Below are 25,423 nucleotides of genomic sequence, written 5' to 3'. Positions count from 1 at the left end.
GTGGTGTACGCGGGCCGGCACCGGGCGCCCTGGCGCGGATGCGGGCGGCAGGTGCGGCAACCTAATGCTCTATTGTAGAGGATGAAGCTTCCGGCGTGGCCTCACGCGGGAGATGAATCGTAAAGGTCGTACCTTTTTCAAGTTCCGACTCGACCGAGATGAACCCGTGATGGCGCTCGACGATCTGCTTGGTCACCGAGAGGCCCACGCCGAGGCCGCCCGCCTCGCGCGCGCGGCTCGCGTCGGCGCGCCAGAAGCGGCCGAAGATGCGCGACAGGTCCTCCTTGGCGATGCCGATGCCGGTGTCCTTGACCGAGATCATGATGTAGCGGCGGTCGCCCGCGACAGACGCCACGACCCAGCCGCCCTCGGGCGTGTAGCGCATGGCGTTGCTCAGCAGGTTGATGACGGCCTGGGTGATCATGTCCGGGTCGACCTCGATGGTGGCGGGGCGCCCCTGCATCTCGTCGGCGAAGCGCAGGCGCAGATCGCGCGCCTGGAAGAGCTGCTGCTGGCTGTCGACGATGCGCTGCACGAAGGGGACGATGTCCACCGGCTCGAGCTTGAGCGGGGCCGTGCGGTTCTCCATGCGCGAGAGGTCGAGCATCTGCTGGACCAGGCGGGAGAGGCGGCGCGTCTCGGAGGCGACGGTCTCCAGGTGCTCGTCGTCTGCAGGCAGCACGCCGTCCTGCATGGCCTCCACGGTCGCGAGCATGGCCATGAGCGGGGTGCGCAGCTCGTGCGCGACGTCGGAGGTGATGCGGCGCTCGTGCTTGAGGTCCTTCTCGAGCGAGGTCGCCATCTCGTCGAAGGTCTCGCCGAGCCGGTCGATCTCGTCGTCGCCGCGCAGGCCCGTGCGGGCCGAGAGGTCGCCGTCGCGGATCTGCTTGGCGGTGCCGGTGATGCGGCGCAGCGGGTTGGTGAGCATCCGCGAGACGAGTAAGCCGATGATGAGCGAGATCGCCACCGCGATGACCGCGGCGAGGAACATGGCGTTGAAGGTGCGCTCGCGGAAGGCGGTGTCGGCACGGCTGAGCAGCGCGTCGGAGCCGAGCACCCACAGGCGCACCTGACCGACCGGCTCGCCATCGGATAGCACGATGTCGCGCGTGACGGAAGCCGCGGCGTCGGTCGGGGCGCTCGAGGTGAGGCCGTGGAGGTCGACCTCCTCGTCATCCTCTTCCTCGGATGCGGTCCCCTCCGTGAGCTCGGGCGCGGCGTCGCCGTCTGCCGTCGCGTCGCCCGCCGTGTCGGCGCCTTCGCCCGCGCCGGCGCCCGCTTCCGCAGCGGCCTCGGCGGCGGCCTCAGCCTCGGCGGCATCCTGGCTGCGCCGCACCTCGGCGGCGATCGCGGCTGCGGGCCACGAGTCATCGTAGAGGATCGTGCCGTCCGTGTCGGCGACCTGCATGCCGATATCGTCCGAGACCAGACTCGACTCGGCGACCGACGCGAGGAACTCCGTGCTCCACACGCCGTCTTCCTCATAGGACTCCGCCAGGCGTTGGGCGGTGAGCTGCGCGATCTCGGTGATGTTCTCGCGCGTGTAGTCGGTGAACACGCCGCTCCACACCACCGTGACCACGGTCACGAGCACCGCGACCGTCATCACCGAAGTGAGGGCGAACGAGGCTGCCATGCGCGAGGTGTAGCTCATGCCGGTGCGTCCATCGGAACGAGGCGTATTCCACCGTGCCGGGGAATTCGCCTCGTCGCTCTGCTTATGCCTCTGTCCGATCTCCACGCGCGCGGGCAGCATGGGCGCCCTCTCTACTTAGCGGCAGCCTTGTCGTCTGCGTTCTGGGCCGGGGCCTCGAAACGGTAGCCCACGCCATGCACGGTGTAGAGCCACTTGGGATGCTTGGGGTCGTCGCCCAGCTTGGCGCGCAGGTTCTTGACGTGGCTGTCGATGGTGCGCTCGTAGCCCTCGAAATCGTAGCCGAGCACCTTCTCGACGAGCTCCATGCGGTTGTACACGCGGCCGGGATGGCGGGCGAGGGTGGTGAGCAGCTTGAACTCGGAGGCGGTGAGGTCGACCTCCTTGCCCTCGACCAGGATCTTGTGGCCGGAGATGTCGATCACCAGGTCGCCGAAGTCGAGCACCTCGATCTGCGGCTCATCGCTCTGGTGTGCGCGGCGGAACAGGGCGCGCACGCGGGCCACCAGCTCACGGGGCGAGAAGGGCTTGATGAGATAGTCGTCCGCGCCGAGCTCGAGGCCGATGATGCGGTCCTCGACCTCGCCCTTGGCGGTCAGCATGATGATGGGTACATCGGAGGTGTCGCGGATGGCGCGGCAGACGCGCTCGCCCGAGAGCTTCGGGAGCATGAGGTCGAGCACGATGAGGTCGAACTGATGCTTCTCGAACTCTTCAACGGCCGATTGACCGTCGCCGACGCCGACGACCCAGTAGCCCTCGCGCTCGAGGTACGCCGCGACGGCGTCGCGAATGGCCTTCTCGTCCTCGACGAGCAGGATTTTCTTTGCGTCCGAAGCCATAACCAGGCCTCCTTGTCTCATCTCGAAAGAACATCCACATTGTACCGCACGCGGCGCTAGACTGGTCATGCAAGCGCGCGGGCGGGCCGCGCGCACGTCTCGGCGGCGCGGTTTGGGACATTATTCCCCTAACGCGCCCTTTTCTTCCGGAGGGCTCCATGCCATACCAAATCCGCACCGCCACGCCCGGTGATGCCGCGGGCATCCTTGAGGTGTACGCCCCCTATATCGAGCGCACCACGGTGAGCTTCGAGCTCGCGGTGCCCACGGTGGATGAGTTCACCGGGCGCATCGCCGAGACGCTCGGCCGCTACGCCTACCTCTTGCTCGAGGAGCTGCCCGGTGGCCGCGACGGCTGCGACCCCACGGCCCCCGGCGCCGCTGCCCTGGGCGCGCGCATCGTGGGCTTCGCCTACTACGGCGCCTTCGGCCACCGCGCGGCCTACCAGTGGTCGGCGGAGACCTCGATCTACCTTGCGCCCGAGCTCTGCGGGCGGGGCCTGGGCGCCGTCCTCATCGACGCGCTCGAGCGCCTCATGGCCGCCCAGGGCATCGTGAACGCCGAGGCCTGCATCTGTGCCGAGAACGCCGGCTCCATCGCGTTCCACGAGCGGCACGGCTACATACAGCGCGCCCTGTTCCCCTCGTGCGCCCACAAGCTCGGCCGCTGGCTCGGTATCGTCTGGTTGGAGAAGTGCCTCGGCGAGGCGCCGGCGCTCCCCTCCCCCATCCGCCCGCTCGACGCGGGCGCGGCGGAGCGCATCATCGCCGCGGCGAACGCCGAGCTCGCCGGACGCTCCGGCTAGGCCTACAGCCCGAACACGCGCACCGACACGCTCGCGGGCACGCCGGTCTCGTCGCGCACGGTCGCATACGTCACGAAGCGGTCCGAGACGCCCTCCGTCGCGGGCCAGTCGCCGAAATCGAGCGAGCGGTCGGGCGCGGTGATGACGGCGAAGGTCTGCTCCTCGGTATCCACCAGGATGTTCGACGCCTGTGACTTGACGAGGTAGCGCGAGCCCCGGGCCGTCACCTGTGCGAGCGGCTCGCGGCGCAGGTAGATGTACGGCCCGCCCTCGCGGCCGATGTAGGTCCCCATGTTGCCGAGGCTCCCCACGCCGTTGTACGAGGCCTCGATCGAGAAGGCGAAGACCTCGTTCACGTAGACGGCGTCGAACGGCGACACCGAGCGCGGTAGCACCAGCTGGTCGATCTGGGTGAACGACTCGTCGGAAAGGTCGATCGCCGTCATGCCGTAGTAGGTGCCCTCGTCCTCGTGCACGCGCGGCGTGATGGTGAGGATGCCATCGGCGACTCGCGGCGCGGTCGCGAAGCGCCCGTGCGACTCGCGGATCTCCACGCCCTGGTCGGAGCCGACGGTCCAGCGGTAGCAATGCGAGTAGGAGGACGACTTCGAGCCGGTCGCGAGCGGCATCTTCTGCCAGATGACGCTCGACTCCCACGTGGTGAAGCGCGGCGGCTCCCAATCGGCGTCGCCCTCGTCGAGCTTCACGGCCTTGCCCACGAGCGAGCCGTTGGAAAGCTCCTGCGCGAGGAGCAGCCAGCTGCGGTCGGTGTAGTTGATCTCGACCCACGCGTAGACGCCGCTCGAACAGCGCACGTCGAAGAAATCGTACCGGGCGCCCTGCGTGGGCGTCTCCATGAGGGTGCTGGGGTTGCCCGTGGCGAGGCTCACGATGCCGAGCGTGTTGGCGTTGCCGGCCGAGGCGGGCGTGAAGAGCGCCGCCGCCCAGGAGCCCCCGCCGGTATGGAAGAGCATGGTGCCCAAGGGGAGCGTCCAGGCGTAGGACACCGCCGGCGTGGCGTCGACGCTCTCGTAGTCGCCGTCCATCACGGCGATGATCTGCGAGTCGTCGGTCACCACCTGCGGGTCGCCCGTCGCGGGAGCCGACTCCTCGGACGAGCAGCCCACGAGCGAGATCGCCGCGAGCCCGGCGCCCGCCGCGAGGCTTCCCGCCGTGAACGCTCGCCGTGAGATGCCGCCGCGCGGAGCAGGTGCCCCCGCGGGCGCGTCACCGCGCAATTTGTTGCCGAAGATGCTCATAGACGTCGTAACCCTATCGTTAGTAGCAATCGTGCTCGGCCAGATAGCGCTCGATGAGGTCGAGGCGCTGCTCGCTCGCGCCGGCGGTCTGCTTCTGGACGCTCATGATGAGCGCATCGGCGAGCGCCATGGGCGCGACGTACGAATTGCTGAAGCCCGCACTCTCGACCGCAACCGAGAACAGGTGGTCCGCATGGCGAGAAAACGGGCAGGAAACGCTATCCGTCACGAGCACGGTCGTGGCGCCCTTACCTTTCGCTATCTCAAGCATCGAGCCGCCTATGGTCGAGTACCGCGGGAACGTGAAGACGACCACGCAATCGCCCTCAGTGCAGTCCGCGATCCGCTCGATGGCGTCGGCACTCGAGTTCTCCAGAAGCACGACGTTGCCGCGCAGGAGGTTGAGGCGCTGAGCCAGGTAGCTCGCGCAGCAATGGGGGCCGCGGAATCCGCCGACGTACACACGGTTGGAGCTGGCGAACAGGTGGGAGACCTCCTTGATCGAGGTGCCCTCCGAGTCCATCTGCTCGAACGTGTGGTAGAGGTTCTCGATCGCCTGGAGGACGACACGGTTGGCGAGGTCGCTCAGGCGCAGGTTACCGTTCTCGCTGCGGTACTTCTGGCCCGGGGTGAGCGCCTCCGCGTTGCGGCCGATGAAGTCACCCTGGAGCACCTGCTTGAACTCCGAGTACCCGGAGAACCCCAGACGGCGCAGGAAGCGGATGACCGAGGCCTCGCTCGTCTTGCTGCGCGTCGCGAAGTCCGAGATCGTCAAGAAGGCGAGGTTGTCATAGTTGTCGAAGAGGAAATCGGCGATCGCCTTCTCGGTCTGGGTGAGGTTAAGGTCCTTGACCTTGGATTTGATGTCCGTGAGTACAGCCGATGTCAAAAGGTCCCCTTCCCGCGATGCGACACGACGCAATGCCTGCAACATCTTGGCTGCGACATCCGCCGGCGCCGCGCTGGCACCGTAACGGGAGGCTACACGATGCAGTTACAGGTAGCGCCATGAAATGTACCTGAAGAAAAATTTTCGCACAAGAATGGGGAGCCGGTAGAGACCAGCTCCCCCGTTTCCACACGATTGGGAATCAGCTCCCGCTCGCGCCCACCACAGGAAGGTCCGCAGGAGGGGATGGCGCGGACCGGAAACACAAGGTCCTAGGAGAGTTTGGCGAGGGAGGCGCGCATGCGCTTGAACGCCTCGTCCAGGTTCTCCATCGAGGTGGCGTACGACATGCGGATCCTGCCGCCCAAGCCGAAGTTCTCGCCGGGGAGCAGCGCCACCTTGGCGTCATCGAGCAGGTAGGCCGCGAGGTCCATGGAGCTTGCGATCTCCTGGTCGCCGGCCTTCTTGCCGAAGAGCGGGGTCACGTCCACGTACGCGTAGAACGCGCCGTGCGGGGTCGGGCACGAGAAGCCCTCGGTGCCCTCGATGAGCTCCATGATGTGGTCGCGGCGCTTCGCGAACTCGGCCACCATGGCCTCGACGTCGGGCTCGGCGTACTTCAGCGCGTCGACGGCGGCCTTCTGCGAGATGGCGCTCGTGGCCGAGGTCTGCTGGGTCTGCAGCGCCTTCATGGCCTTCAGGACCGTCTTGTTGCCGGCCGCGTAACCGATGCGCCAGCCGGTCATGGCGAAGGCCTTGGACATGCCGTTCACCGTGATGGTGTGCTCCCAGGCCTCCTGCGAGAGCGAGGCGATGCTCACGTGCTCGTAGCCGTCGTAGATCAGGCGCTCGTAGATCTCGTCGGCGATGACCATGAAGTCGTGCTCGATGGCGAGGTCGGCGAGCTTCTGCAGGCTCTCGCGGCTGTACACGGCACCCGTGGGGTTGTTGGGCGTGCAGATCACGATGGCGCGGGTGTTGGGGGTGATGGCCGCCTCGATGGCGTCGAGGTCGAGCGTGTAGTCGTCGTGCACGGGCACGAAGACCGGGGTGGCGTTGGCGAGCTTGACCATCTCGGTGTAGCTCACCCAGCACGGCACGGGCAGCAGCACCTCGTCGCCCTCGTCGACGAGCGCGAGCAGGGCGTTCGCGATCGCCTGCTTGGCGCCCACGGTGACGGCGATCTCGTTCATGTCGTAGGTGAGGCCGTTGTCGCGCTTGAGCTTCTTGATGATCTCCTCGCGCAGCTCGGCGATGCCGGCGCCGGGTGTGTACTTGGTGAAGTTCTCGCAGATGGCCTTGATGCCGGCGACCTTCGCCGCGGGCGGGGTGCCGAAATCGGGCTCGCCGATGTTGAGGCCGACGATGTTCTCACCCTGACGGCGCAGCTCGGCGACGCGAGCGATGAGGGCGGAGCTGGGGGAACCGCTGATCTGCTCCATGCGCCTGGCTAGTCTGGTTGCCATAGGATGTCCTTTCAACGAAGCACTGGATCGAAGCGATATCTGGGTATTCGGGGGTGCGGACGGCGGCCGCTACTCGGTCTCGCCCTCGAGGGCGGGCTTGAACGCCTCGCTCGCGTCCCACATCTTGGTCTCCTTGGCGACGATGAGGGTGCCGAAGAGGCCGCCGGCGACGTTGAGCGTGGTGTGGCCCATGTCGATGAGGCGGTAGAGGCCGGCGATGGCGCCCATGATGTCGAGCGGGAGACCCATCATGCCGAGGATGACGGCACCGGTGGCGACACCGCCGCCGGGGATGCCGGGCGTGGCGATCGACATGAAGGTCGAGATGAGCACGCAGGTGAACACCTGGCCGAAGCCGAGGTCGATGCCGTACATCTGGGCGACGAACAGCGGGAGGACGACCTTGTAGAGACCGGCACCGGCCTTGCAGATGGTGGGGCCGAGCGAGATCGAGAAGCTCGCGATGGTCTTGGGCACGCGCAGGTCCTCGGTGGTCACGTTCATCGTGATGGGGATGGTGGCCGCGGAGGAGTTGGTGGAGACGGTGTTCAGGATGATGGGCACCATGCTCTTGATGAGCTTGAAGGGGTTGATGCGCGTGTAGGCACAGGTGATCGCCATGAGGACCACGAAGGCGGACAGGCAGCACGTGACGTCGGTGAGCACGAACATCGCGAGGCCCTGGAAGAGCACCTGGCCGTACTCGGCGACGGTCCAGCCGATGAGGCAGAAGACGCCGATGGGCATGTACCACAGCACGATGCCGAGCACCTTGTAGATGGTCTGGGCGACGAGGTCGCAGATGTTGGCGAGCGGCTCGCCCATCTCGCCGAGGAGCACGAGCGCGATGCCGAACACGACCGCGAAGAAGATGACCTGCATGAAGTCAGCATCGGCCATGGCCTGGATGATGTTGGACGGCACGATGTTCGCGAAGAAGTCGAGCATCGAGACCTCGCCGAGGCCGGACGCGTCATATTCCTCGGTCGGCGTGAAGTTCAGGCCGACGCCCGGGCTGATGAGCTCGGTGATGGGCCATGCCAGAAGGCAGCCGATGAACACGACGACGATGAAGACGATGATGACGCGGCCGCCGATGGAGGCGAGGCGCTGGATGTTCTTCATGCCGGCGATGCCGGAGATGATGCTGAAGAGCACCATGGGGACGACGACCATGTTGATGAGGTTCATGAAGATGTCGCCGAGCCACTTGCTCGCCAGCGCCATGTCGGGGGCGATCAGGCCGTAGCCGATGCCCAGGAAGAGGGCGGCCGTGGTGTACCATGGCAGCCGCTTGCTGTTGAAGATAGCTTTCAGCATGCGCGTTCCTTTCAGAAATCAGATCGGTGGGTCGTACGATGCGAGAGGACGCGTCGCCTACGCCTCGCCGTAGCACGCGTCGATGAACTCGACGCCCTTCTTCTCGAGCGTGTCGGGGACCCACTGGCGCTTCGAGGTGCCGGTCGCCGCGGCCTCGACCTTCTTGTGGTCGTTCGCGGAGAGCGCCTGGGCCTTCTCGAGGATCTCGGCGGCGTCCTGGCGCGGGACGCAGATCACGCCGTCACCGTCGCAGACGATGATGTCGCCCGGGTTGACCTCGAGGTTGCCGCAGGAGATCGGGACGTTGACCTCGCCCGGGCCCTCCTTGTAGGGGCCGCCCGGGGTGGAGCCGGTGGCGTAGATCGGGTAGTCCATCTCGGCCACGGCGTCGGCATCGCGGATCGGACCGTCGAGCACGATGGCCGCCACCTTGCGGTAGCGTGCCAGGGTGAACATGATCTCGCCCATGAGCGAGCGGGTGGAGTCGCCCTCGTTGCTCACGATCAGGACGTCGCCGGGCTGGACCATCTCGAGCGCGGCATGGATCATGAGGTTATCGCCGGCGCGGGTCTTGACGGTTATGGCCGGGCCCGCCGTGATGGGCTGGGCGGGATCGGACATGAGCCTGATGCGCGGGTTGCAGGCGCAGGAGCGGTTCATGGTGTCGGCGATGTTCGCGGTCGGGAGCTTCGCGAAGGCCTCGACCAGAGCGGGATCGGGCATCTTCCTCTGCTGATACACGCGGTTGCCTACGGGCATAAGGAACCTCCAATTCCCTCGTTTCCCCCGGTGTGGGAAAGACCTCGCGAGCCGACGCCCTATGGGCCCGTCAGACGTCGGCTCCATCTTTCCCTCGGCTGGCGCGAATCACTAACCTGCCGGAGAAAAAACTTCGTAGTTAGTTTAGTTGAAGGATTTTCTTCTTGCTTTGATATGAAGAAACTTTTGGTGAACGGTAGCCTGCTATCCGCAAGCGGTGCGCTCAAAGGAGGCGCCTGGCATTTATCGTGCTAGATGCTCTAAATCGGTATGAGCTCGAGCGCTCCGGTCATGGCGGTCAGCGGACTTCAAAAGGCAGCGGCAATGAAACTCGGGCTTCACAGACAGCAAGGCCTCCCGCCTCTATGCGCGAAACGGAGGCATATCCCTGAACCGAAAGACCCGCGCTCCCCACACCTCGAAGGCTGAAGAACGCGGGTCGTGTGTTTCGATGCCGGGTCGACGGCTCGCGCAGCCAGCTTGGGCAGCTGCCGTCGCCTGGTTTTCGACGAAGAGCCATCGCGCCTCGGCGCGCACAGCCCTCGCCAGCAGCCGGCCCCTAGGCCCGCGCCTCCTCCTGCGCGGCATCGAGAGCGCAGCACAGCTGGTCCGCGCACGACGTGCGCCGCGGGCCGCAGGTGTTGCCGCGCAGAAGCGAGCGCACCTCGTCGACGGGCCTGCCGGCGACGAGCTTGGAGATGGCCTTGAGGTTGCCGTTGCAGCCGCCCGTGAAGGAAACCCGCTCGATGGTCTCGCCCGAATCATCAAGCGCGACGTGGATACGTTTGGAGCATACGCCGCGAGGCGTGAAGTCGATCTCTACCATTGGTTTCTCCTTATGCCTGCGAACAAGAAGCGGCTATCTTGGCGAGGCGCAGGGACGCCGGCGCCCAGCCCTGTGCACGCTCACGTCCCGCCCCTATGGCTCGGTGCTGCAACCATGCTACCCGCTGCACAGCCCGATGCAAGGCCACGGGGCGCGGACCAGCCAAAAAGCAGATTGAATCGCACGAATAGCCGGCGCGGGGCGTTGACGCGCCCGGCTGCACCAGCCGGCCCGGCTCGCCTTTCAGCCACGGACGCGTGCCTCCTTGGCCGCGAATGCTCTCTATACCCTATTCGACATACGGCGGCTCCTCAGGAGCACAGCACCCAGACCCACCGATATTCCGCCAAACCCCATGCATGCAGCGACGACCGCAGAAAGCGGATCTCCCGTGGAGGCAAGCAAGTCCCCAGTACCCTCGGGCTGCCCGTCACCGGGCTGATTGCTTTGGTCTCCGTGAACAGAATCACCGTGAGAGCCGCTTCCCGTGCCCCCTTCGTCGCTGGATCCGCCCTGGCCCTCAGCGGCGATGGCCACCTCGCGCTCAACCTCCATGCTGTTGTAACCCACGACGGTACCGTCCTTTGCCCGGACCAACGCAGCGGGCAAAACGGCGCGGACCACGTACGTGCCGGGTGCTGAGGGCAGGCCATCCGTGAACGGGACGCTTCCCGCCGCGTCGGCGGCACGGTAGGACAAGATCACCTCATCCGCCACGTCTTCCTCCCCGCGCTTGGCTGCAACCGTCGCGGAGATGGGCTCGCCGTCGTACACAGGATCTTGCTCGAGCTCGAGGGCCAGCGAAGGATCGCGCACCTCATTGCATGCCTCGCTCACCGCCTGCCCGCACCGCTCGCAGGTGTAGACCAAGTTGTCGTTCTCGATGCGCGCATCGGAACCGACATCGTGCATTAGCTCGACCGTGCCGTCGTACGCCCGCTCGTCGGTGCAGAGCTTGCGGATAACGCCATTGTTGTAGAAGTTCACACCGTTTGAGAATGTCACACCCTCGCCGACAATGAGCACAGAATTACTAGAGAGAGCTATCTCCGAGTAATCCTCACCAGTCACATCGACGTGCTCGAGCGTAAGTGTCTGTCTGTAGAGAATCATATCTCGTACTGATATCGCACCGTTTCGTATGGTCGATGTTCCTCCCGGCCCTTCATTCAAGCGCACCGACCGCCCCGACAGGTCGAGAACCACATCGCTCGCGCGGTAAACGTAGATGGCCCAGTTGTCTCCGTAGGGATACGTCTCGGAAAGCGTGATGGTGCAGTTGCTGTAACCATCAGGATTTAGGGGACGGCCAGGTTCCGACACCGTGATCCTGCCCTCGGTGCCATCTTCGTATGTCACGGTCGCCTGAACGTATACGTACACCGCGCGGATCCTGACGTAGCCGTCCGGCATGGTGAACGTAGTGGTTGCGCTGCAGGCATCTTCGAACGTCACGTCGCTGCCGTGGGTAACCTCCCAATGATCGAACACACGGCCGTCATCGAACTCATCCGCCTTGATGGTCACCGTGTCGCCCGCCTCATAGGCACCGGTGCCGCTACCGCTCGTCACCTCTACAAATTGGCTGAGAATCGCACCCGATCCGTCTACCTCGCCAAGTGAGCCGCCGTTCCAGATCGTGCCCTTGTTGATCAGCTGGCCCTCGACGACGATGCCCCCGTTGTTGTAGATGATCCCGTCGTTGGTCAACGTGGTCCCTTGGGGAATCGTGAGCGTCGCGCCGTCGTTCACCGTGAGCGTCCCGTTGCTGGGAACGGTCACATTAAAAGGCATGCTCGTGTTGCCGTACACAACGAAGTTGGCACCCTTGTCCACGCTCACCATGCCACCTGTGGGCGCGTTCCCCTCCCAAGCACCGGTGACAACGTATCCACCGGTGATGGTCGAATTCCAGGTGTAATATATCCCCGCATCCCCGATCGAGGAGGCATACACCACCCCGCCTGTTATGGAGATATCCCACGCAGATCCGTGTCCGCTTGCACCGATTCCCGACGACATCCCTCCCGTTGCACTCGCATGCACTGTACCGCCTGCGATGGTGATGCCCTTGCAGTCTCCGTTCTTACCATCAACGGTGTTGGTGTCAGCGGCACCGATGGCAGACGCCCACCTACCGCTCGTCGTCACCCGAAGCACGCCTTCGGTCGAACCGTCGCCCGAGGCGCTCGTGATCTTGAGCCTCGCAACATTGGGGTCATCGCCCCTCTGCCCATTGCTCTTTTCGATTCCCGCAGCGATATCGCCCGAAGCGCTCAGAGTGTTCTCGCCCGCAAGCCTAATCACCACGTTGGACGTGGCATGGTTGTCGATCTCGATGGGCGAGCGATTCCGCTCCGTCGTGGCGATGTTCACGCCATCGAGCGTCAGCTCGATGGGAACGCTTCCATCGGTCCCGCAGATGTAGATCACATCGTTGGTCGCGGTCGACGGGTTGGTGTTGGAAACCGTGAGCGACCCGCTCGTCACCGTGAGGCGTCGGTTACCCCCGTCCCAGCTCACGTCAGCGGTCTCGCCCGCCCCCGTCTTCACCTTGAAGTCACCGAACTGGCGGGTCTCATTGGATGCCAGCGTATCGGCATAGATTGTGGAGGGTGCCGCCATGAAGATTAGCAGCGCAGTCGCACAGGCTATCACGGCGGAGGCCAACCAGCAGCTACGCCTTCCTTTCCGATTTACGTCTGCATGACCCAGCGCAACCATGGGTACCCTCTTCCATCTCAAAACTGACAGATACGAATCTCGGTCGTACAAAGTATACCGAGGAACATAACGTGGGGGCTCCGCATCATAAGAATGAGAGCCCCCACACACAATCGTTCACGTTGTCAGGCAAGCCTTACGCGAAGCTCAGCTCCTCGAGACGGTCGAAGACGCGATCGATGCGTGTGAGGAAGTCCCACGGATCGAAGATCTCGTCGAGCTTCTCGGCCGTCACGGTGCAGCGCGGGTCGGCTTCGAGCTTCTCGCGGAATGTGGTGCCCTGCTCGCACTGCTGCACCTCGCGCCACGTGGCCATGGCGTTCTCCTGCACGATGGCGTAGGCATCCTCGCGCGTGATGCCCGTGTCCACGAGCGCGAGCAGCACCTTTGAGGAGAAGATGAGGCCGCGGGTCTTGTAGAGGTTGGCCTTCATCTGCTCGGGGTACAGGATGAGCCCGTCCACGATGCGGATGAGGCACTGGAACATGTGGTCCAGCGCGATGAAGCTGTCGGCCTGGGCCACGCGCTCGGCGGAGCTGTGGCTGATGTCGCGCTCGTGCCAGAGCGCGACGTTGTCGAAAGCCACCTGCGCATTGGCCTTCACCACGCGCGAGAGGCCGCAGACCTTCTCGAGCGTGATGGGGTTGCGCTTGTGCGGCATGGCGGAGCTGCCCTTCTGACCCTTCTTGAACGGCTCCTCGGCCTCGAGGGTATCGGTCTTCTGGAGGTTACGGATCTCCGTGGCGATGCGCTCGCAGGTGGCGGCGGTAGTGGCGAGGACGCCCGCCAGGTAGGCATGGTGGTCGCGGCTGATGACCTGGGTGGACAGCGGGTCGTGCACGAGGCCCAGATGCTCGCAGACGTACTCCTCCACGAAGGGATCGATGGAGCTGTAGGTACCCACCGCACCGGAGATGGCGCCGAAGGCAACGTTCTTGCGGGCATCGATGAGGCGGTCGAGGTCGCGCCTGAGCTCCCACGCCCAGCTGCCGAACTTCATACCGAAGGTCATGGGCTCGGCGTGGATGCCGTGGGTGCGGCCCACGCAAAGGGTGTTGCGCTCCTCGAAGGCGCGGCGGCGGCAGATCTCGCCGAGCTTGCGGCAGTCCTCGATGAGGATGTCGGTCGCCTGGACGAGCTGGTAGCAAAGCGCGGTGTCGCCCAGGTCGGACGAGGTCATGCCGTAGTGCACCCAGCGACTGGGCTTGGGCTCGCCTTCGGGGACGTCCTTGTCGATGTACTCGCCCATGTTGGTGAGGAAGGCGATGACGTCGTGGTTGGTGACGGCCTCGATGGCGTCGACCTCTTCCTTGTTGAAGGAGGCGTGCTCGCGGATGTAGCCGGCCTCCTCCTTGGTGATGCCGATCTTGCCCATCTCGGCGTGAGCCTCGCAGGCGAGCACCTCGATCTCCTGCCAGATGGCGTACTTGTTCTCGAGCGAGAAGATGTGGCCCATCTCCGGGCGGGTATAGCGATCGATCATGCGGGTCCCTCCGGCGGTCGCGCGTTAATGGTCTCTCCGATTCTACCGCAGGTCATTCATCTGCCATGACGTTCCATGAAGACCGCGTAGTCGCCCTCGTTCTGGTCGGCGTAGGCACGCGCGAAGTCCCAGAGCGCGTCCTCGAAGTCGTGCTTCCGGTCGAGGTAGGCCGCGATGGCGACGTCGTCCCCGGTGCGGGCGTGTGCGTGCGCGAGCGCCCAGGCGCAGAGCCTCGCGGTGTTCTCGAGACTCTCCGGGCCGATCTCCTCGAGGTCGATGGACCCCTTGCCGTTCCAGAGCTGCCGCACGTAGTACGCGCGCCGCGTGCCGTCCGGCGCCGTGACGCCCGTCCATCCCAGGAGGATGTCCGCGGTCGACTGGATGAGCCGCTGACCCTGCACCACGCGCTCGCCACTGTGCGCGAAGGAAGACGGCTTGTAGAAGTGCTCGACCACCGACTGGCCGGCCTCCTTGACCTGCATGACCAAGGGGTCGTCCGCGCCCTTGCCGGTGAGCAGCGCCACCCACGCGCGCGTGCCCACGCTCCCCACGCCCACGACCTTGCGGGCACCGTCCTGGATGCGGTAGCGGCTGAGCAGCAGGCGCCTATCGAGCGGAAGGCTCTCGAAGTACCGGCCGAGCATGGTCTCGAGGGCGGCCATGAGCTCGCCCGCGTCACGGTAGCCCTGGGTCTCCGCAAGCTGCGCGAGCGGCACGAGCTCCGGGGGACGCATGTCGAACCTGAGGCCGCCCTCCTCCTCGTGCGCAAGGTGGTCGGCGGCCCGAGCGCTGTCCTTCGATCGTGCGCGCTCGACGGCCCGCCGGATCGTCCTGCCCCGCTTGCCATCGAGCTCGAAGCCCTCGAGCGCCTGCTCCACGTCGAGGTGCGCATGCCATACGTCGAGCGCACCCATGGCGGCGAAGTCCCTCATGGCGTGGCGGTACTGCTTGGCGCAGGCGCGCACGGCGTCGCGACGGTCTTCCTTCGAGAAACCCCGGTCGCGCCCGCAGATCTCGACGCTCGCGACCAGGCGCAGGATATCCCACTCCCATGGACCCGGTGCCGTCTCGTCGAAATCGTTGATGTCGAAGACGAGGTGGCGCGTGGGGCTCAAGAACAGACCGAAGTTGGCGATGTGCGCATCGCCGACGCACTGGACCTCGATGCCGGTCGCGGGCATCTGCGCGAGGTCGTGCGCCATCACGATCGCCGAGCCCCGGAAGAACGTGAAGGGCGAGACCCCCATGCGCTCGTAGCGAAGCGGCACGAGCTCGGGCACGCGCGTGGCGGACTGCTCCTCGATGAGGTCGATGACCTCCCCGCGACCTTCCGCAACCTCCCAGGTGCCTAGGGTCTCGAGCGGGCACCGGTCGCGCAGGGCCTCGCCGAAGGCGCGGCGCTCGTCCACCGAGGGGAGCTCCGCCGCGCGCAGGGTCTCCCCCAGCCTGTCGTACGCGTAGGCGGAAGGCGCGCCCGCCTCGACCGGCCGCTTCCCGTATGCCGATTCGCTTCCACCCATGATGCCCCCAACCAAATATGTGCAGACCAGCTGTGCCGCATACCAGTCTACCTTGTCGGGCGTGGGGAACCCCGAAATCCAGCAGTTCCCGCCGACTCGCGTGTTCTGGATCGCTCGTTGCGGAATTCGGTGTGAGTTTTGGGCGCTGCTCCCGCAAGGTCCCAAGCGAGATAAAGAAACCGCAGGTACATCGCTTGGTGATGAATCCTGTTTTCGCCGCTACTGGCACGCTCTCGATTCTTCACACCGAATTCCGCAACGAGCGTGCGCTGGGCCCCGGATGGACCTTTCGCTGCGCCGCGGCTTCACGATTCGTTGCCCGCAACAGGGCTATCGGGCCAAGGCTGCCGCACCTCGCCCGAGCGGCGGACGCCACCTGAGCCGATTTCGTGCGGATCGTGCCCGTTTCCGCATCGACGCCTTGTCCGGCGAAAACGGGCACGGTATACTATCCCCTGCGCCGAAGCGGCGCGCATACGCGGGCATCGCCAAGTGGTAAGGCATCAGCTTCCCAAGCTGACACTCGCGGGTTCGAGTCCCGTTGCCCGCTCCAGAACGTTCACGGCACCGGAAACGGTGCCGTTTTTCATTGCCCCGCGATCGCGCCCTCGTCGACGCGGCTCGTATCCTCCGGGTGGATCGTCATGCTCTGGAAGCGGTCGGCCATGTAGGCGTTATCGAAGTGCTCCGCGTAGAACTCCTCCACCGGCGTCGTCGACGCGGTGCCCGAGACCCGCTCGAACCAGCAGTCGAGCGCCTGCAGCGTCATGACCGCGTTGACCAGCATGAGCACGGAGACGAGCGAGGTCAGCGAATACCTGATCTTCCAGGGGATCATGTTGATGAGCTTGAGCAGCCACGGCAGGCAGACCTTGATCCACACGAAGCCGAGGGCGCCCCACATGCACATGAACGGCGTGCTCGTGCGCCCGTGGAACAGGATCGCCACCGGGTCGGGAAAGCCGAAGATGGTCATGCCGGTGTAGTCCCAGGCGACGGCGCCGAACGACGTCTGCATGAACCAGCTGACGAACGCCTCGAACACGCCGCCGATGACGGCGGAGACCAAAAAGATCACGAGCGGGTTCGCGCGATAGAAGCGGTTGAGCGCGATGGTGAGCAGGGCCGCGCCCACCCCGTAGATCGGCGAGAAGGGCCCGAAGAGGAGCCCTGCGCGGTCCTGGTACACACCCGGGTCCACGACGACCATGTGGTAGACGACCTCGATGGCGAGCCCCAGGATGCTGCAGACGAAGAAGACCCAGAAGAGGTTGAAGAAGTTCAGCTGGATGTACCCCTTGCCCTCGAGGTCGCGGCCGAGCATTCCCTCCTCGGCGGCCTCCTGGTCGGCGAGGTCGCGCAGGCGCCGCTGGAGCTCGCGCTCCTGGTGGAGCGAGGGGTCGATCGTGACGGAGAGCGTGAGCAGGATGACGAGCTGGACGGTGCCGCTCGTGAGGTGCGGCCCGATGCCCTGGAGCATCACGTTGCAGAGCAGCTGGATGAAGGTCGTGCCGATGAGCACGTACGACCAGAGGGCCGCGTGCCGGCGGCGGTTGCGGATGAGGGAACGACCGAACACGATAAGCCCGATGCCGTTTACGAGGGAGATCACGATGTTCAAGATCGTGACCACAACCGGGATCGTGGGGTCGGCGCCGACAGCGAACGACGCCGGATCGCTCAGGACCGCGAGGGCGACAAGGCCGATGAACAGCGCGACGAGCGGAGCCGTCACCACGCCGTCGATCAGGCAGAGAAAGCCGTAGACCTTGATGAAGAGCGGGATCTTACGCTGCTCCTCAGGGGTGGTCGTCTTCGGGTCGAGCCCGTTGTCCCCGGGGGAGACCATCGAGGTCGCGGTGGCCTCGGATGCGGGTGCGCTCATGGGAAGGCTCCTCATCGGTCGCGTTCGGTAGCGGCTCAAGTGTAGACGAACGGAGGGCGCCGCCGTGCGGGAACGCCCTCCTTAAGCCATTCTTGAGATGGTGTCGAGAGGTTATGATTCGCCGGCATCGCCCGCCTGCTGCGCGGGCATCTCCTCGGCGATCGTGCAGATCATGACCGCGCGGTGGTTCGCCGGGGCGACACCGCTGCAGGTCACCAGCGCCAGCACCTGGTCGACGGATGCCAGGCGTTCGTCGACGTCGTCCGCCTCGGCGCGGGCGTACTCGCGCAGCGCGTCGAGGTAGCTGCGGAGCGCCGCCGCATCGCCGAACGTCTCCTGGCGGGCGGCGACGTAGGTGTCGTCGACGCGTGCCGTGAAGAGCGGCGACAGGCGGTAGGTCACCTCGGGCGTGAGGTAGTAGACCGTCGGCATGCCGTCGAAGAGGTCCTGGTCGAGCGTGTCCTCGATCGGGTCGAACATCGACCCGTCGCTCATGTGGTGCCCGTAGACCGTCGTCTGCTGGCCCACCATGCCGGGCGCCGTCTGGTCGCTGTCGAGCATGATGCTGCCGGAGTTGTTCCAGGTTCCGTCGGGCAGGGCCCGCAGGTACTGGTCGTTGGTCTCACCTTGGACCACGGGGTAGCTGATGTCGGTGCCGGGGATGTAGATCCACGCGACGATGTCCTCGCTCACCTGGGCGAGCGCATCCCAGTCGACCTCGGGGATGCCCTGCCCCTCAGAATCGTCGAGGGTGACGTAGGACGAAAGGTCGCGGTAGGTGTCCGCCGCCTGCCGGTAGCCCAGCTGGGCGAAGATGAAGATGCCGGCAGCGACCAGGAGGAGCACGATGCCCACGCCGATGAGGATGCGCGAGACGATGTCGCGCCCGCTACCCTTGCGCGGGTCGGTCTCCTTGCGCGAGCCGGCAGGTCTGCGCGAGCCCGGACGGCTGGAGTTGCCCGCCGCGCCGGCGCGGGCGCCGTACGACGAGGGCCGGTAGGCGTGAGGCGAGGCCGACTGCGCCGGTTTCGTTCCGACGGGGCGGGGGGCTTGTGCCGAGGAAGCGGGCCGCGGGGTAGCGGCGGCGCGAGACGTTGCCGTGGGCCGTGCGCCGGAGACCGGCTGCCGGGTGGTGCGGCCGGCGCTTGGCGAGCTCTGTCCCGCCGCCCCCGACGGCCGCCCCGCTCCCGTAGCTGGGCGGGCCGTTCCCGTCGCGGGCTGCGCCTGCTGGCCGCGCATGTGGTTGCCGCGCGCCCGAGGGCTCGGTGCCTGCGGGGACACTCCGGGGCGCGCCGCGCCGGCAGGGGCGGCGTGGTTGCCCAGAGGACGGGAGCCCGCGCTCGCCACGGGATCCTGGCCCGCAGCTGCGCGGTGGGCGCCTGCCCGTCCGGCCGCCGTCTGCCCGTCGGCACGTGACTGGGGCTGCGGGCCCACCTGCCCGTTCCCGCTCGCGCGGAAGCGCTTCCCCTGATACTCAGTCATACCTATCCTCTCAGCCGAAGGGCATCGCACCCTGCGCGCGGCCCGCAACGAGGCCCGCGGGCGCTTAAGCCTCGGCCATCTCCTGCTTCATGTCCTTGATGGCATCACGGTACTCGGGCATCCCGGCGCCCAGGATCTGCGTGGCGAAGATGGCGGCGTTCTTGGCGCCGTTGATCGCGACGCAGGCCACCGGCACGCCGGAGGGCATCTGGACCATGGAGAGCAGGGAGTCGAGACCGCCCAGGTCGCTCGTCTTCATGGGCACGCCGATCACCGGCAGCGGGGTGAACGCCGCCACGACGCCGCCCAGGTGCGCGGCCTTGCCCGCCGCGGCGATGATCACGCGCAGGCCGCGGTCGGCGGCGGACTCCGCCCACTCGTGGACCTTCTGCGGGTTGCGGTGCGCGCTCGCGATCACGAGCTCATAGGGCACGCCGAGCTTCTCAAGCTCCGCGGTGCAACCCTCCATGACCGGGAGGTCCGACTTGGAACCCATGATGATACCGACCAACGGGGTGCGCTCCTGCTCTGCCATGCTTCCTCCAAGCTCTCGATTGCCGATTGGCTGCCTAGGGCATCCTGTTATAGTACCCCACCCCGCCCGCGCGATGGCCGCTGCGGCGCGGGCGATGGCCCGCGCACAGCAAGAGCTCATCCTGGCGGGTGCCGCGGCCTACCCGATGCGACGCAAGAGCGCGCTCAGTAGGCCGTCGGGCGTGGTCTGGCGGGAGATGTCACGGACCGCGGCGGTATCGGCGAAGAGCCCCATGAGCGCCTGCAGCACCTTGACCTGGCTGTCCTCGTGCCCCTGAAGGCCCAGGTTCACGATGAGCTCAGCCTGCACGGCGGGGAGGCCGGCCATGCCCTCGAACTCGATGGGGCGCGCGGGCCTGATGACGGCGATATAGGGCCGCACGATGTGCTGGGGCTCGACATGGGGGATGGCCACCCGGATGGACCCGCAGTCCAGACCGGTCGGGTACCGGCGCTCGCGCTCCAGGATGGCGTCGAGCCAGGTGTCGCGGATGTAGCCCGCCGGCGCGAGCCTCTCGCCCAGCCGGGCGAAGAGGTCGAAGCGGTCGCGTGCCTCGAAGTCGATGAAGGTGAGTTCGGGCTTGAACAGCGCGGTGTCGACGGCGGTCATGACTACCTCCCCTGATGGCTCTCGCCCATCATCCTAGCGGATGGCAGCGCAAAAGAAAGACCCCGCGCGGGGGTCTTGGAATCGTTGGTGGAGGTAAGGGGGTTCGAACCCCTGGCCTCAGGCTTGCAAAGCCCGCGCTCTCCCAGCTGAGCTATACCCCCATCTAGGAATAAACACCCCAGCGGCGACTCGCTCTCGCTGGGGTGTTTATTGCGAAAGAAGATGGTGGACCTGACAAGATTCGAACTTGTGACCTCCCGGTTATCAGCCGGACGCTCTAACCAACTGAGCTACAGGTCCATCGCACTAGGAGATAATACCCCGCTCCCCGGCGGCACGTCAACAACTTTTTTCGGCATTCCCAATTATGCGGATACCGTGTCGATTCGCCGCCGCGCGGCGTGAACTTGCGCACCGCGACGTATCGCCGCGCGGCGTTTGAGCCGCTAGGAGCCCCGTGTTGGATTGCGGGTGCATCGCCGTTGGATTTCGGTCTGTTCGGTGCGAGCTATCGGGAAGGTTCCGGGCAGAAGCGCCGCATACGCTTGCCGCACCATCGAGAGAAGGGAGCGGCATATGGAGGCGAGGGGTCCTTCCAAAAAGGGACGGCGGCGCGGGGGCGGCGCGAGCGGGCGCACGGTCATGCCCTCGAGGTTGCGCAGGGTTCTCACGCGCTTGGGCGCCGCGGCGCTGATCACGGCGGTGCTGCTCATGCCGGTTGCCGCGATGCTCTTCCCGCGGGCGGCCGAGGCCGAGGCGGGCGAGGTGACGCTCGACGTCGAGCGCGAGGTGGCCTACGGCGGGCACACCACCTGGCTCATGCGCGCGAACGGCTACCCCGCCTTCTGCGCTCAACCGAACATGTCGGTGCCCCGCGGGGGCTCCTACCGGCAATCGGGTCTCGCCGCGCCGAGCGGCTGGAACGACCTCGTGCGCGCGGTGCTCTACTTCGGTGCCGAGGGACCGGGTCAGGGCAGCGTCTCGTGGCCGACGTTCGTGGGCAGCTCGGGCCAGACCGAGCAGCAGAAGATCTGGACCGAGACGCACCTGCTCGCCGCCTACGCCTGGACCGGGTCGATCCAGACCGCGCTCACCGGGGTGGACGGGAGCTGGCAGCACCGACGTGAGTGGTTCCTCCAGAACATCTTCGGCATGGATGAGGGCGGCCGCGTCGTGAACGAGGCGGCGCCGCTCCAGCAGATCCACGGGAGGGTCGCGGAGGTGCCCGCCGACTTCCATGTGTACCAGATGAGCACCGGCGCCTCCACGCAGGTGGTCCTGTCGTGGTCGTGGTCGGTGGACGTCACGCTGCGCAAGACGTCCTCCGATGTCGAGCTCACCGCGGGCAACGGCTCGTACTCCCTCACCGGCGCGACCTACGAGATCAGGCGCGCCTCCGATGATGGCCTCGTCGCGACCGTCACCACCGACGGTGCGGGCACGGCGCAGTTCGCGCTCGCCCCCAACGAGCGCTACTACGCCATCGAGACCGTGGCACCGGCCGGCTTCAAGCAGGATACCGAGCGCCACTACTTCACGACCGCAAGCGGTACCACCGAGGTGCACACCTCGGACAACCCGGCGCGGGCGAGCCTCACCCTCCGCAAGGCGGACTCCGCGACCGGTGGCGAGGCGCAGCCCGACGCCACGCTCGTGGGCGCGACCTACCAGCTTACCGATTCTAACGGCGACACCCATCTGGCGACCTCGGACGACGAGGGGGCCTTGAGCTTCACGGGCCTTCCCTTGGGCCATGCGACCCTCATCGAGGTCGACCCGCCGGAAGGCTACCTGCTCGATACCGCCGTGCATGAGTTCGAGCTGGGCGGCGGCGAGGTACACGAGGACATCGCGGTCGCGCCCGAGGACCCCGTGCTCGAGACCGTCCGCGCCTTTAACATCGACATCGTGAAGTACGCGGACACCGGTTCCGAGGACTCCGGCCTGCAGGCGCCCGCCGCGGGGGTCTCGTTCGAGATCGTGTCGAACACGACGGGAAACGTCGTGGGGACCATCGTGACCGACGAGGACGGCCATGCCACGACCGAGGGGTCGTGGTTCGGCTACGGCACGGCGCCGGAGGGCGTAGGCGGCGCCCTCCCCTACGACCGTGCGGGCTACACCGTCCGCGAGAAGGCCGACACCGTGCCCGAGGGGTACCGGCCGGCGGGCGACTGGACCATCGACGCCTCCCAGATGGCCGATGGGGCCACCCTCCACTACATCGTCGACAACGACCTCGTCGAGAGCCGGCTCCAGATCGTGAAGACCGATGCCGAGACCGGCATGACCGTGCCCCTGACCGGGTTCACCTTTGAGCTGCTCGATGCCGAGCGCAACCCCGTGAGCCAGGAGGCCTGGTATCCCAACCATGTCGAGCTCTCATCATTCACCACCGACGCGACGGGAAGCGTGACGCTGCCCGAGCCGCTGCGCCCCGGGACCTACTACCTGCGCGAGACCGCGGCCGCGCCTCCCTACCTGATCCCCGGCGAGGAGGTCGCCTTCGAGATCCCCGCCTCCGCCGAGACGCCGCCCGTGACCGTGGTCGCGTTCCCGGACGAGCAGGCGCGCGGGCGGGCGACGGTGACCAAGCGGTGCGATGGCGACGGCACGTTGCTCGCCGGAGCGGAGTTCGACGTGGTGGCGCGCGAGGACATCGTCTCGCCCGACGGGACCGTGCGCGCCGTGGCGGGCCAGGTCGTCGACCACGTGGTCACCGGCGAGGACGGAACGGCCATGACCGGTGAGCTCTACCTGGGAGCCGGCAGCGCCACCTACGCCTTCGTCGAGACCCGTGCGCCCCAAGGCCACGCCCTCGACGCGACGCCGCGCGAGTTCACCCTCACCTACGAGCAGCCCGAGGTCGCGCTCGTGCAGGGCGCCGTCGAGGTCGCCGACGCGCCGACCGAGCTCGTACTCTACAAGCGCATCGAGGGCACGGACGAGCCCTTGGCCGGTGCCGCCTTCGAGATCTGGCGCGTCACCTTCGACGAGGCGGGCCAGGAGCAGGTGGACGAGGGCACACGCCAACGTCTCGAGACCGATGAGGCGGGCACCATCACCCTCTCCCATCTCGATGCGGGTATCTACCGCATCCAGGAGGTCGAGGCGCCGGCGGGCTATCTCATCGACGGCACCGTCCACGAGTTCACCGTGGATGAGCACGGCCTCATCGATGGGGCTGCCGCATTCGCGATCGAGGCCGAGGACGACTACACGAAGGTCGACTTCTCCAAGCGCGACATCACCGATGAGTCCGAGGTGCCCGGGGCGACGCTCACCATCCTCGATGCCGAGGGGAACCCGATCGCGAGTTGGGTCTCGACCGAGGAGGACCACCGCATCGATGCCTTGCCGCCCGGCAGCTACACGCTCGTCGAGGAGATGGCCCCGCACACCTACGACCAGGCCACCGCGGTGGAGTTCACCGTCGAGGAGACCGGCGAGGTGCAGCGCGTCGTCATGTACGACGAGCCGATCGAGGTGTCGGGCGAGCTCGACAAACGCCAAGAGATCGCCGATCCCACGGCCCCCGGTACCGTCGAGAACGGCGACGGAGAGAACCGCGCGCCGGTGCACCTGTCCGAGGACGGGTCGTACAGCTACAGCGTCGACGCACGGTCGACCTCGAGCACCTGGGTCGACGAGTTCACCGTGACCGACGAGCTCACCGCGGTCTCGGGCGGGCTCGCCGTGCTTAAGGGCATCACGACCCCCGAGGCGATCGGGGACTTCGACGGGAGGCTCAACGTCTGGTACCGCACCAACATGACGCCCACGGACTTCGAGGATCCCTCGGGCGCGAACGCGACCCTTTCCGATGGGCACGAGAATCCCTGGCTTGCGCACGAGTCGACCGCCGAGGCGCTGGGGGATGACGGCCGCGTGGTCTCCTATAGCGGCTGGCGCCTCTGGGCCGCCGACGTCGACAGCACCACTGCGACGACGCTTTCCGTCGACGACCTCGCCCTCGCGGAAGGCGAGCAGGTCATCGCCGTCAGGCTCGAGTACGGCCGCGTCGAGGCCGGTTTCACCACGCGCGCGGGAGACTGGGACCGGGATGACATCAAGGACCCCCATGACGACGTCGAGGAGGTGGTGACGCCCCATGAGGAGGAGGGGACGGCGCCACTCGTGCTCCACCTGCGCGTGACGGACGACTACACCGGCGAGACGGTGCTCGTGAACGGCGCGACGGTCGACCTGTACCGCAACGGCGGCGCGCTCGGCGGCGACGAGCCGCTCGAGGACCACGATGGGGACGAGGTGCTCCAGGCGCCCAAGACGGAGGAGGAGCCCACGCCGCCCTCCCGGTCTGAGCGCCCGGCGCGGCCGCTCGCCCAGACCGACGGAACGTCCCTGGTGCCCGCGGTGACCGCCACCGCCGGGGTGGGCGCGGCCGGCTACCTGCTCGTGGGCAGAAGGGTCCTGAGGAGGTTCCCATGGAGACGGTAGAGCGGGCACGCGGCGGCGGGCTCCTCCTGACCAGGCGCGCCTTCTTGGGGGTCGCGCTCGGGTCCTCGGGGCTCGCGGGGAGTCTGTTCGCACACGAGCAGGCGGGCGAGGCGATCTACACCCGTCTCGCGCGGGAGCACGGCGCCGGGGAGGTGCGCCAGGATGGCAGGCGGGCCGGCGGCGATGGCACGGCATGGCTCACCGTGGAGGGCACCCCGATCGACTACCCCGTCGCCCTCCCCGGGCCCGACACCCCTCAGGGCTACTACCTCGATCATGACATCGACGGCACGCCGCGCGCCGCGGGCTGCCCATACCTCGACGAGCGCTGCGAGCTCGACGGCACGCACCTGATCGTCTATGGGCACCGCATCGGGGATTCAGACACGATGTTCAGCGGGCTGTGGGATCGCTACCGGCAGGAGTCGTTCGACGAGCTCGGCGACGCCCTGCTGGAGAGCCCGGTCGCGGGCAGCGTGCGCTTCACGCCGCTGCTCGCCGTGCGCGTCCCAGGCTCCTTCGCACCTATCCAGCGGTTCTCCTTCGAGGATGCCGAGGACCTCGGCTTCTGGCTTGAGAGCATGGCGCTCATGGCGAGCGCGGTCTCAGAGCAGGCGGACGCGCTCATCGAGCGCGCGGTGCGGGTCCTGACGCTCGTCACCTGCTCCGAGGGGAACGGGCACAGCGGGACGAGGACCCTCGTCCTGTTCGTGCACGGGGATGCGGATGCGCCTCGATCGCAGGAGGCTGCCGGCTACTCGGCGGCCTCCGCCGCCACCTCGGGCGGGGTGGACCCGAAGGTATAGACCACGTACGCCGCGGTGAAGCCGAGCAGCACCGCGACGAGCGCGATGACGATGTACACGTTACGGTGCAGCTTGATGAACTCGATGAGATCCTGCACGG

19 protein-coding genes and 3 tRNA genes are annotated in these 25,423 nt (G+C 66.6%); 4 read left to right on the top strand and 18 right to left on the bottom strand.

From position 1 onward, the window contains the following. Positions 1-61: 61 nt before the first annotated feature. Together FS885_RS03730 and FS885_RS03725 are read right to left on the bottom strand one after the other, a co-directional pair. On the bottom strand, positions 62-1,756 hold the full coding sequence (locus tag FS885_RS03730) for a sensor histidine kinase (RefSeq protein ID WP_144743664.1): 1,695 nt from the start codon (positions 1,754-1,756) through the stop codon (positions 62-64). A gap of 11 nt (positions 1,757-1,767) precedes the next feature. Beyond that, on the bottom strand, positions 1,768-2,496 hold the full coding sequence (locus FS885_RS03725) for a response regulator transcription factor (RefSeq protein ID WP_144743663.1): 729 nt from the start codon (positions 2,494-2,496) through the stop codon (positions 1,768-1,770). Between the two features lie 158 nt (positions 2,497-2,654). Between FS885_RS03725 and FS885_RS03720 the strand changes: the two genes are divergently transcribed. Continuing rightward, positions 2,655-3,302 (top strand): GNAT family N-acetyltransferase, encoded by a 648-nt coding sequence (locus FS885_RS03720; protein WP_144743662.1) that lies wholly within the window; start codon positions 2,655-2,657, stop codon positions 3,300-3,302. Positions 3,303-3,304: 2 nt separating this feature from the next. On the opposite strand, the gene FS885_RS03715 is transcribed toward FS885_RS03720, so the two are convergent. The 9 genes from FS885_RS03715 to FS885_RS03675 form a co-directional block, all read right to left on the bottom strand. Further along, positions 3,305-4,561 (bottom strand): hypothetical protein, encoded by a 1,257-nt coding sequence (locus FS885_RS03715; protein WP_246060754.1) that lies wholly within the window; start codon positions 4,559-4,561, stop codon positions 3,305-3,307. Positions 4,562-4,580: 19 nt separating this feature from the next. Beyond that, complete coding sequence (locus FS885_RS03710) at positions 4,581-5,450, bottom strand: MurR/RpiR family transcriptional regulator (protein WP_186365768.1); 870 nt, start codon at positions 5,448-5,450, stop codon at positions 4,581-4,583. A 272-nt stretch (positions 5,451-5,722) separates the two neighbouring features. Beyond that, the gene (locus tag FS885_RS03705) at positions 5,723-6,916 is read right to left on the bottom strand and encodes a pyridoxal phosphate-dependent aminotransferase (protein WP_144743660.1); all 1,194 of its coding nucleotides are present in this window, start codon (positions 6,914-6,916) and stop codon (positions 5,723-5,725) included. Between the two features lie 69 nt (positions 6,917-6,985). Further along, positions 6,986-8,236 (bottom strand): dicarboxylate/amino acid:cation symporter, encoded by a 1,251-nt coding sequence (locus FS885_RS03700; protein ID WP_144743659.1) that lies wholly within the window; start codon positions 8,234-8,236, stop codon positions 6,986-6,988. 57 nt (positions 8,237-8,293) lie between these two features. After that, positions 8,294-8,995 carry an RraA family protein gene (locus FS885_RS03695; protein ID WP_144743658.1) on the bottom strand — a complete coding sequence of 234 codons (702 nt, stop codon included), beginning with the start codon at positions 8,993-8,995 and terminating at the stop codon, positions 8,294-8,296. A 559-nt stretch (positions 8,996-9,554) separates the two neighbouring features. After that, positions 9,555-9,821 (bottom strand): TIGR03905 family TSCPD domain-containing protein, encoded by a 267-nt coding sequence (locus FS885_RS03690; RefSeq protein WP_144743657.1) that lies wholly within the window; start codon positions 9,819-9,821, stop codon positions 9,555-9,557. Between the two features lie 282 nt (positions 9,822-10,103). Next, on the bottom strand, positions 10,104-12,545 hold the full coding sequence (locus tag FS885_RS03685; RefSeq protein WP_144743656.1) for an InlB B-repeat-containing protein: 2,442 nt from the start codon (positions 12,543-12,545) through the stop codon (positions 10,104-10,106). 136 nt (positions 12,546-12,681) lie between these two features. Then, positions 12,682-14,028, bottom strand: a complete 1,347-nt coding sequence (gene purB / locus FS885_RS03680; protein ID WP_144743655.1) for an adenylosuccinate lyase — start codon at positions 14,026-14,028, stop codon at positions 12,682-12,684. A gap of 56 nt (positions 14,029-14,084) precedes the next feature. Continuing rightward, positions 14,085-15,548, bottom strand: coding sequence for a DUF2252 domain-containing protein (locus FS885_RS03675; RefSeq protein ID WP_144743654.1), 1,464 nt, complete (start codon positions 15,546-15,548; stop codon positions 14,085-14,087). A gap of 478 nt (positions 15,549-16,026) precedes the next feature. Between FS885_RS03675 and FS885_RS03670 the strand changes: the two genes are divergently transcribed. Further along, positions 16,027-16,101, top strand: a tRNA-Gly gene (locus tag FS885_RS03670). Positions 16,102-16,134: 33 nt separating this feature from the next. Here the strand turns inward: FS885_RS03670 and FS885_RS03665 are convergent. The 6 genes from FS885_RS03665 to FS885_RS03640 form a co-directional block, all read right to left on the bottom strand. Beyond that, on the bottom strand, positions 16,135-17,433 hold the full coding sequence (locus tag FS885_RS03665; RefSeq protein ID WP_144743653.1) for a putative ABC transporter permease: 1,299 nt from the start codon (positions 17,431-17,433) through the stop codon (positions 16,135-16,137). A 111-nt stretch (positions 17,434-17,544) separates the two neighbouring features. Continuing rightward, positions 17,545-18,915, bottom strand: coding sequence for a class B sortase (locus tag FS885_RS03660; RefSeq protein ID WP_246060752.1), 1,371 nt, complete (start codon positions 18,913-18,915; stop codon positions 17,545-17,547). Between the two features lie 64 nt (positions 18,916-18,979). Further along, the gene (purE, locus tag FS885_RS03655) at positions 18,980-19,450 is read right to left on the bottom strand and encodes a 5-(carboxyamino)imidazole ribonucleotide mutase (protein WP_144743652.1); all 471 of its coding nucleotides are present in this window, start codon (positions 19,448-19,450) and stop codon (positions 18,980-18,982) included. Between the two features lie 138 nt (positions 19,451-19,588). After that, positions 19,589-20,059: a PTS sugar transporter subunit IIA gene (locus FS885_RS03650; protein ID WP_144743651.1), complete on the bottom strand. Its 471-nt coding sequence runs from the start codon at positions 20,057-20,059 to the stop codon at positions 19,589-19,591. 85 nt (positions 20,060-20,144) lie between these two features. After that, positions 20,145-20,220: transfer RNA gene (locus FS885_RS03645), tRNA-Ala, on the bottom strand. Between the two features lie 62 nt (positions 20,221-20,282). Further along, positions 20,283-20,359, bottom strand: a tRNA-Ile gene (locus FS885_RS03640). A gap of 276 nt (positions 20,360-20,635) precedes the next feature. Between FS885_RS03640 and FS885_RS03635 the strand changes: the two genes are divergently transcribed. Together FS885_RS03635 and FS885_RS03630 are read left to right on the top strand one after the other, a co-directional pair. After that, positions 20,636-24,517: a SpaA isopeptide-forming pilin-related protein gene (locus FS885_RS03635; protein ID WP_144743650.1), complete on the top strand. Its 3,882-nt coding sequence runs from the start codon at positions 20,636-20,638 to the stop codon at positions 24,515-24,517. Further along, positions 24,505-25,323, top strand: a complete 819-nt coding sequence (locus FS885_RS03630; RefSeq protein WP_144743649.1) for a class B sortase — start codon at positions 24,505-24,507, stop codon at positions 25,321-25,323. The genes FS885_RS03635 and FS885_RS03630 overlap by 13 nt, the downstream gene beginning before the upstream one ends. Here FS885_RS03630 and FS885_RS09905 read toward each other — a convergent pair. Next, on the bottom strand, positions 25,272-25,421 hold the full coding sequence (locus tag FS885_RS09905) for a hypothetical protein (protein WP_186365767.1): 150 nt from the start codon (positions 25,419-25,421) through the stop codon (positions 25,272-25,274). The two genes, FS885_RS03630 and FS885_RS09905, sit on opposite strands and share 52 nt — an antisense overlap. Positions 25,422-25,423: the final 2 nt, after the last annotated feature.

The sequence above is a fragment of the Enorma burkinafasonensis genome (assembly GCF_902150035.1).
Taxonomy (GTDB): Bacteria; Actinomycetota; Coriobacteriia; order Coriobacteriales; family Coriobacteriaceae; genus Enorma; species Enorma burkinafasonensis.
Note: the sequence above shows the minus strand (reverse complement) of the source record. Positions and strands in the feature narration are given on the sequence as shown.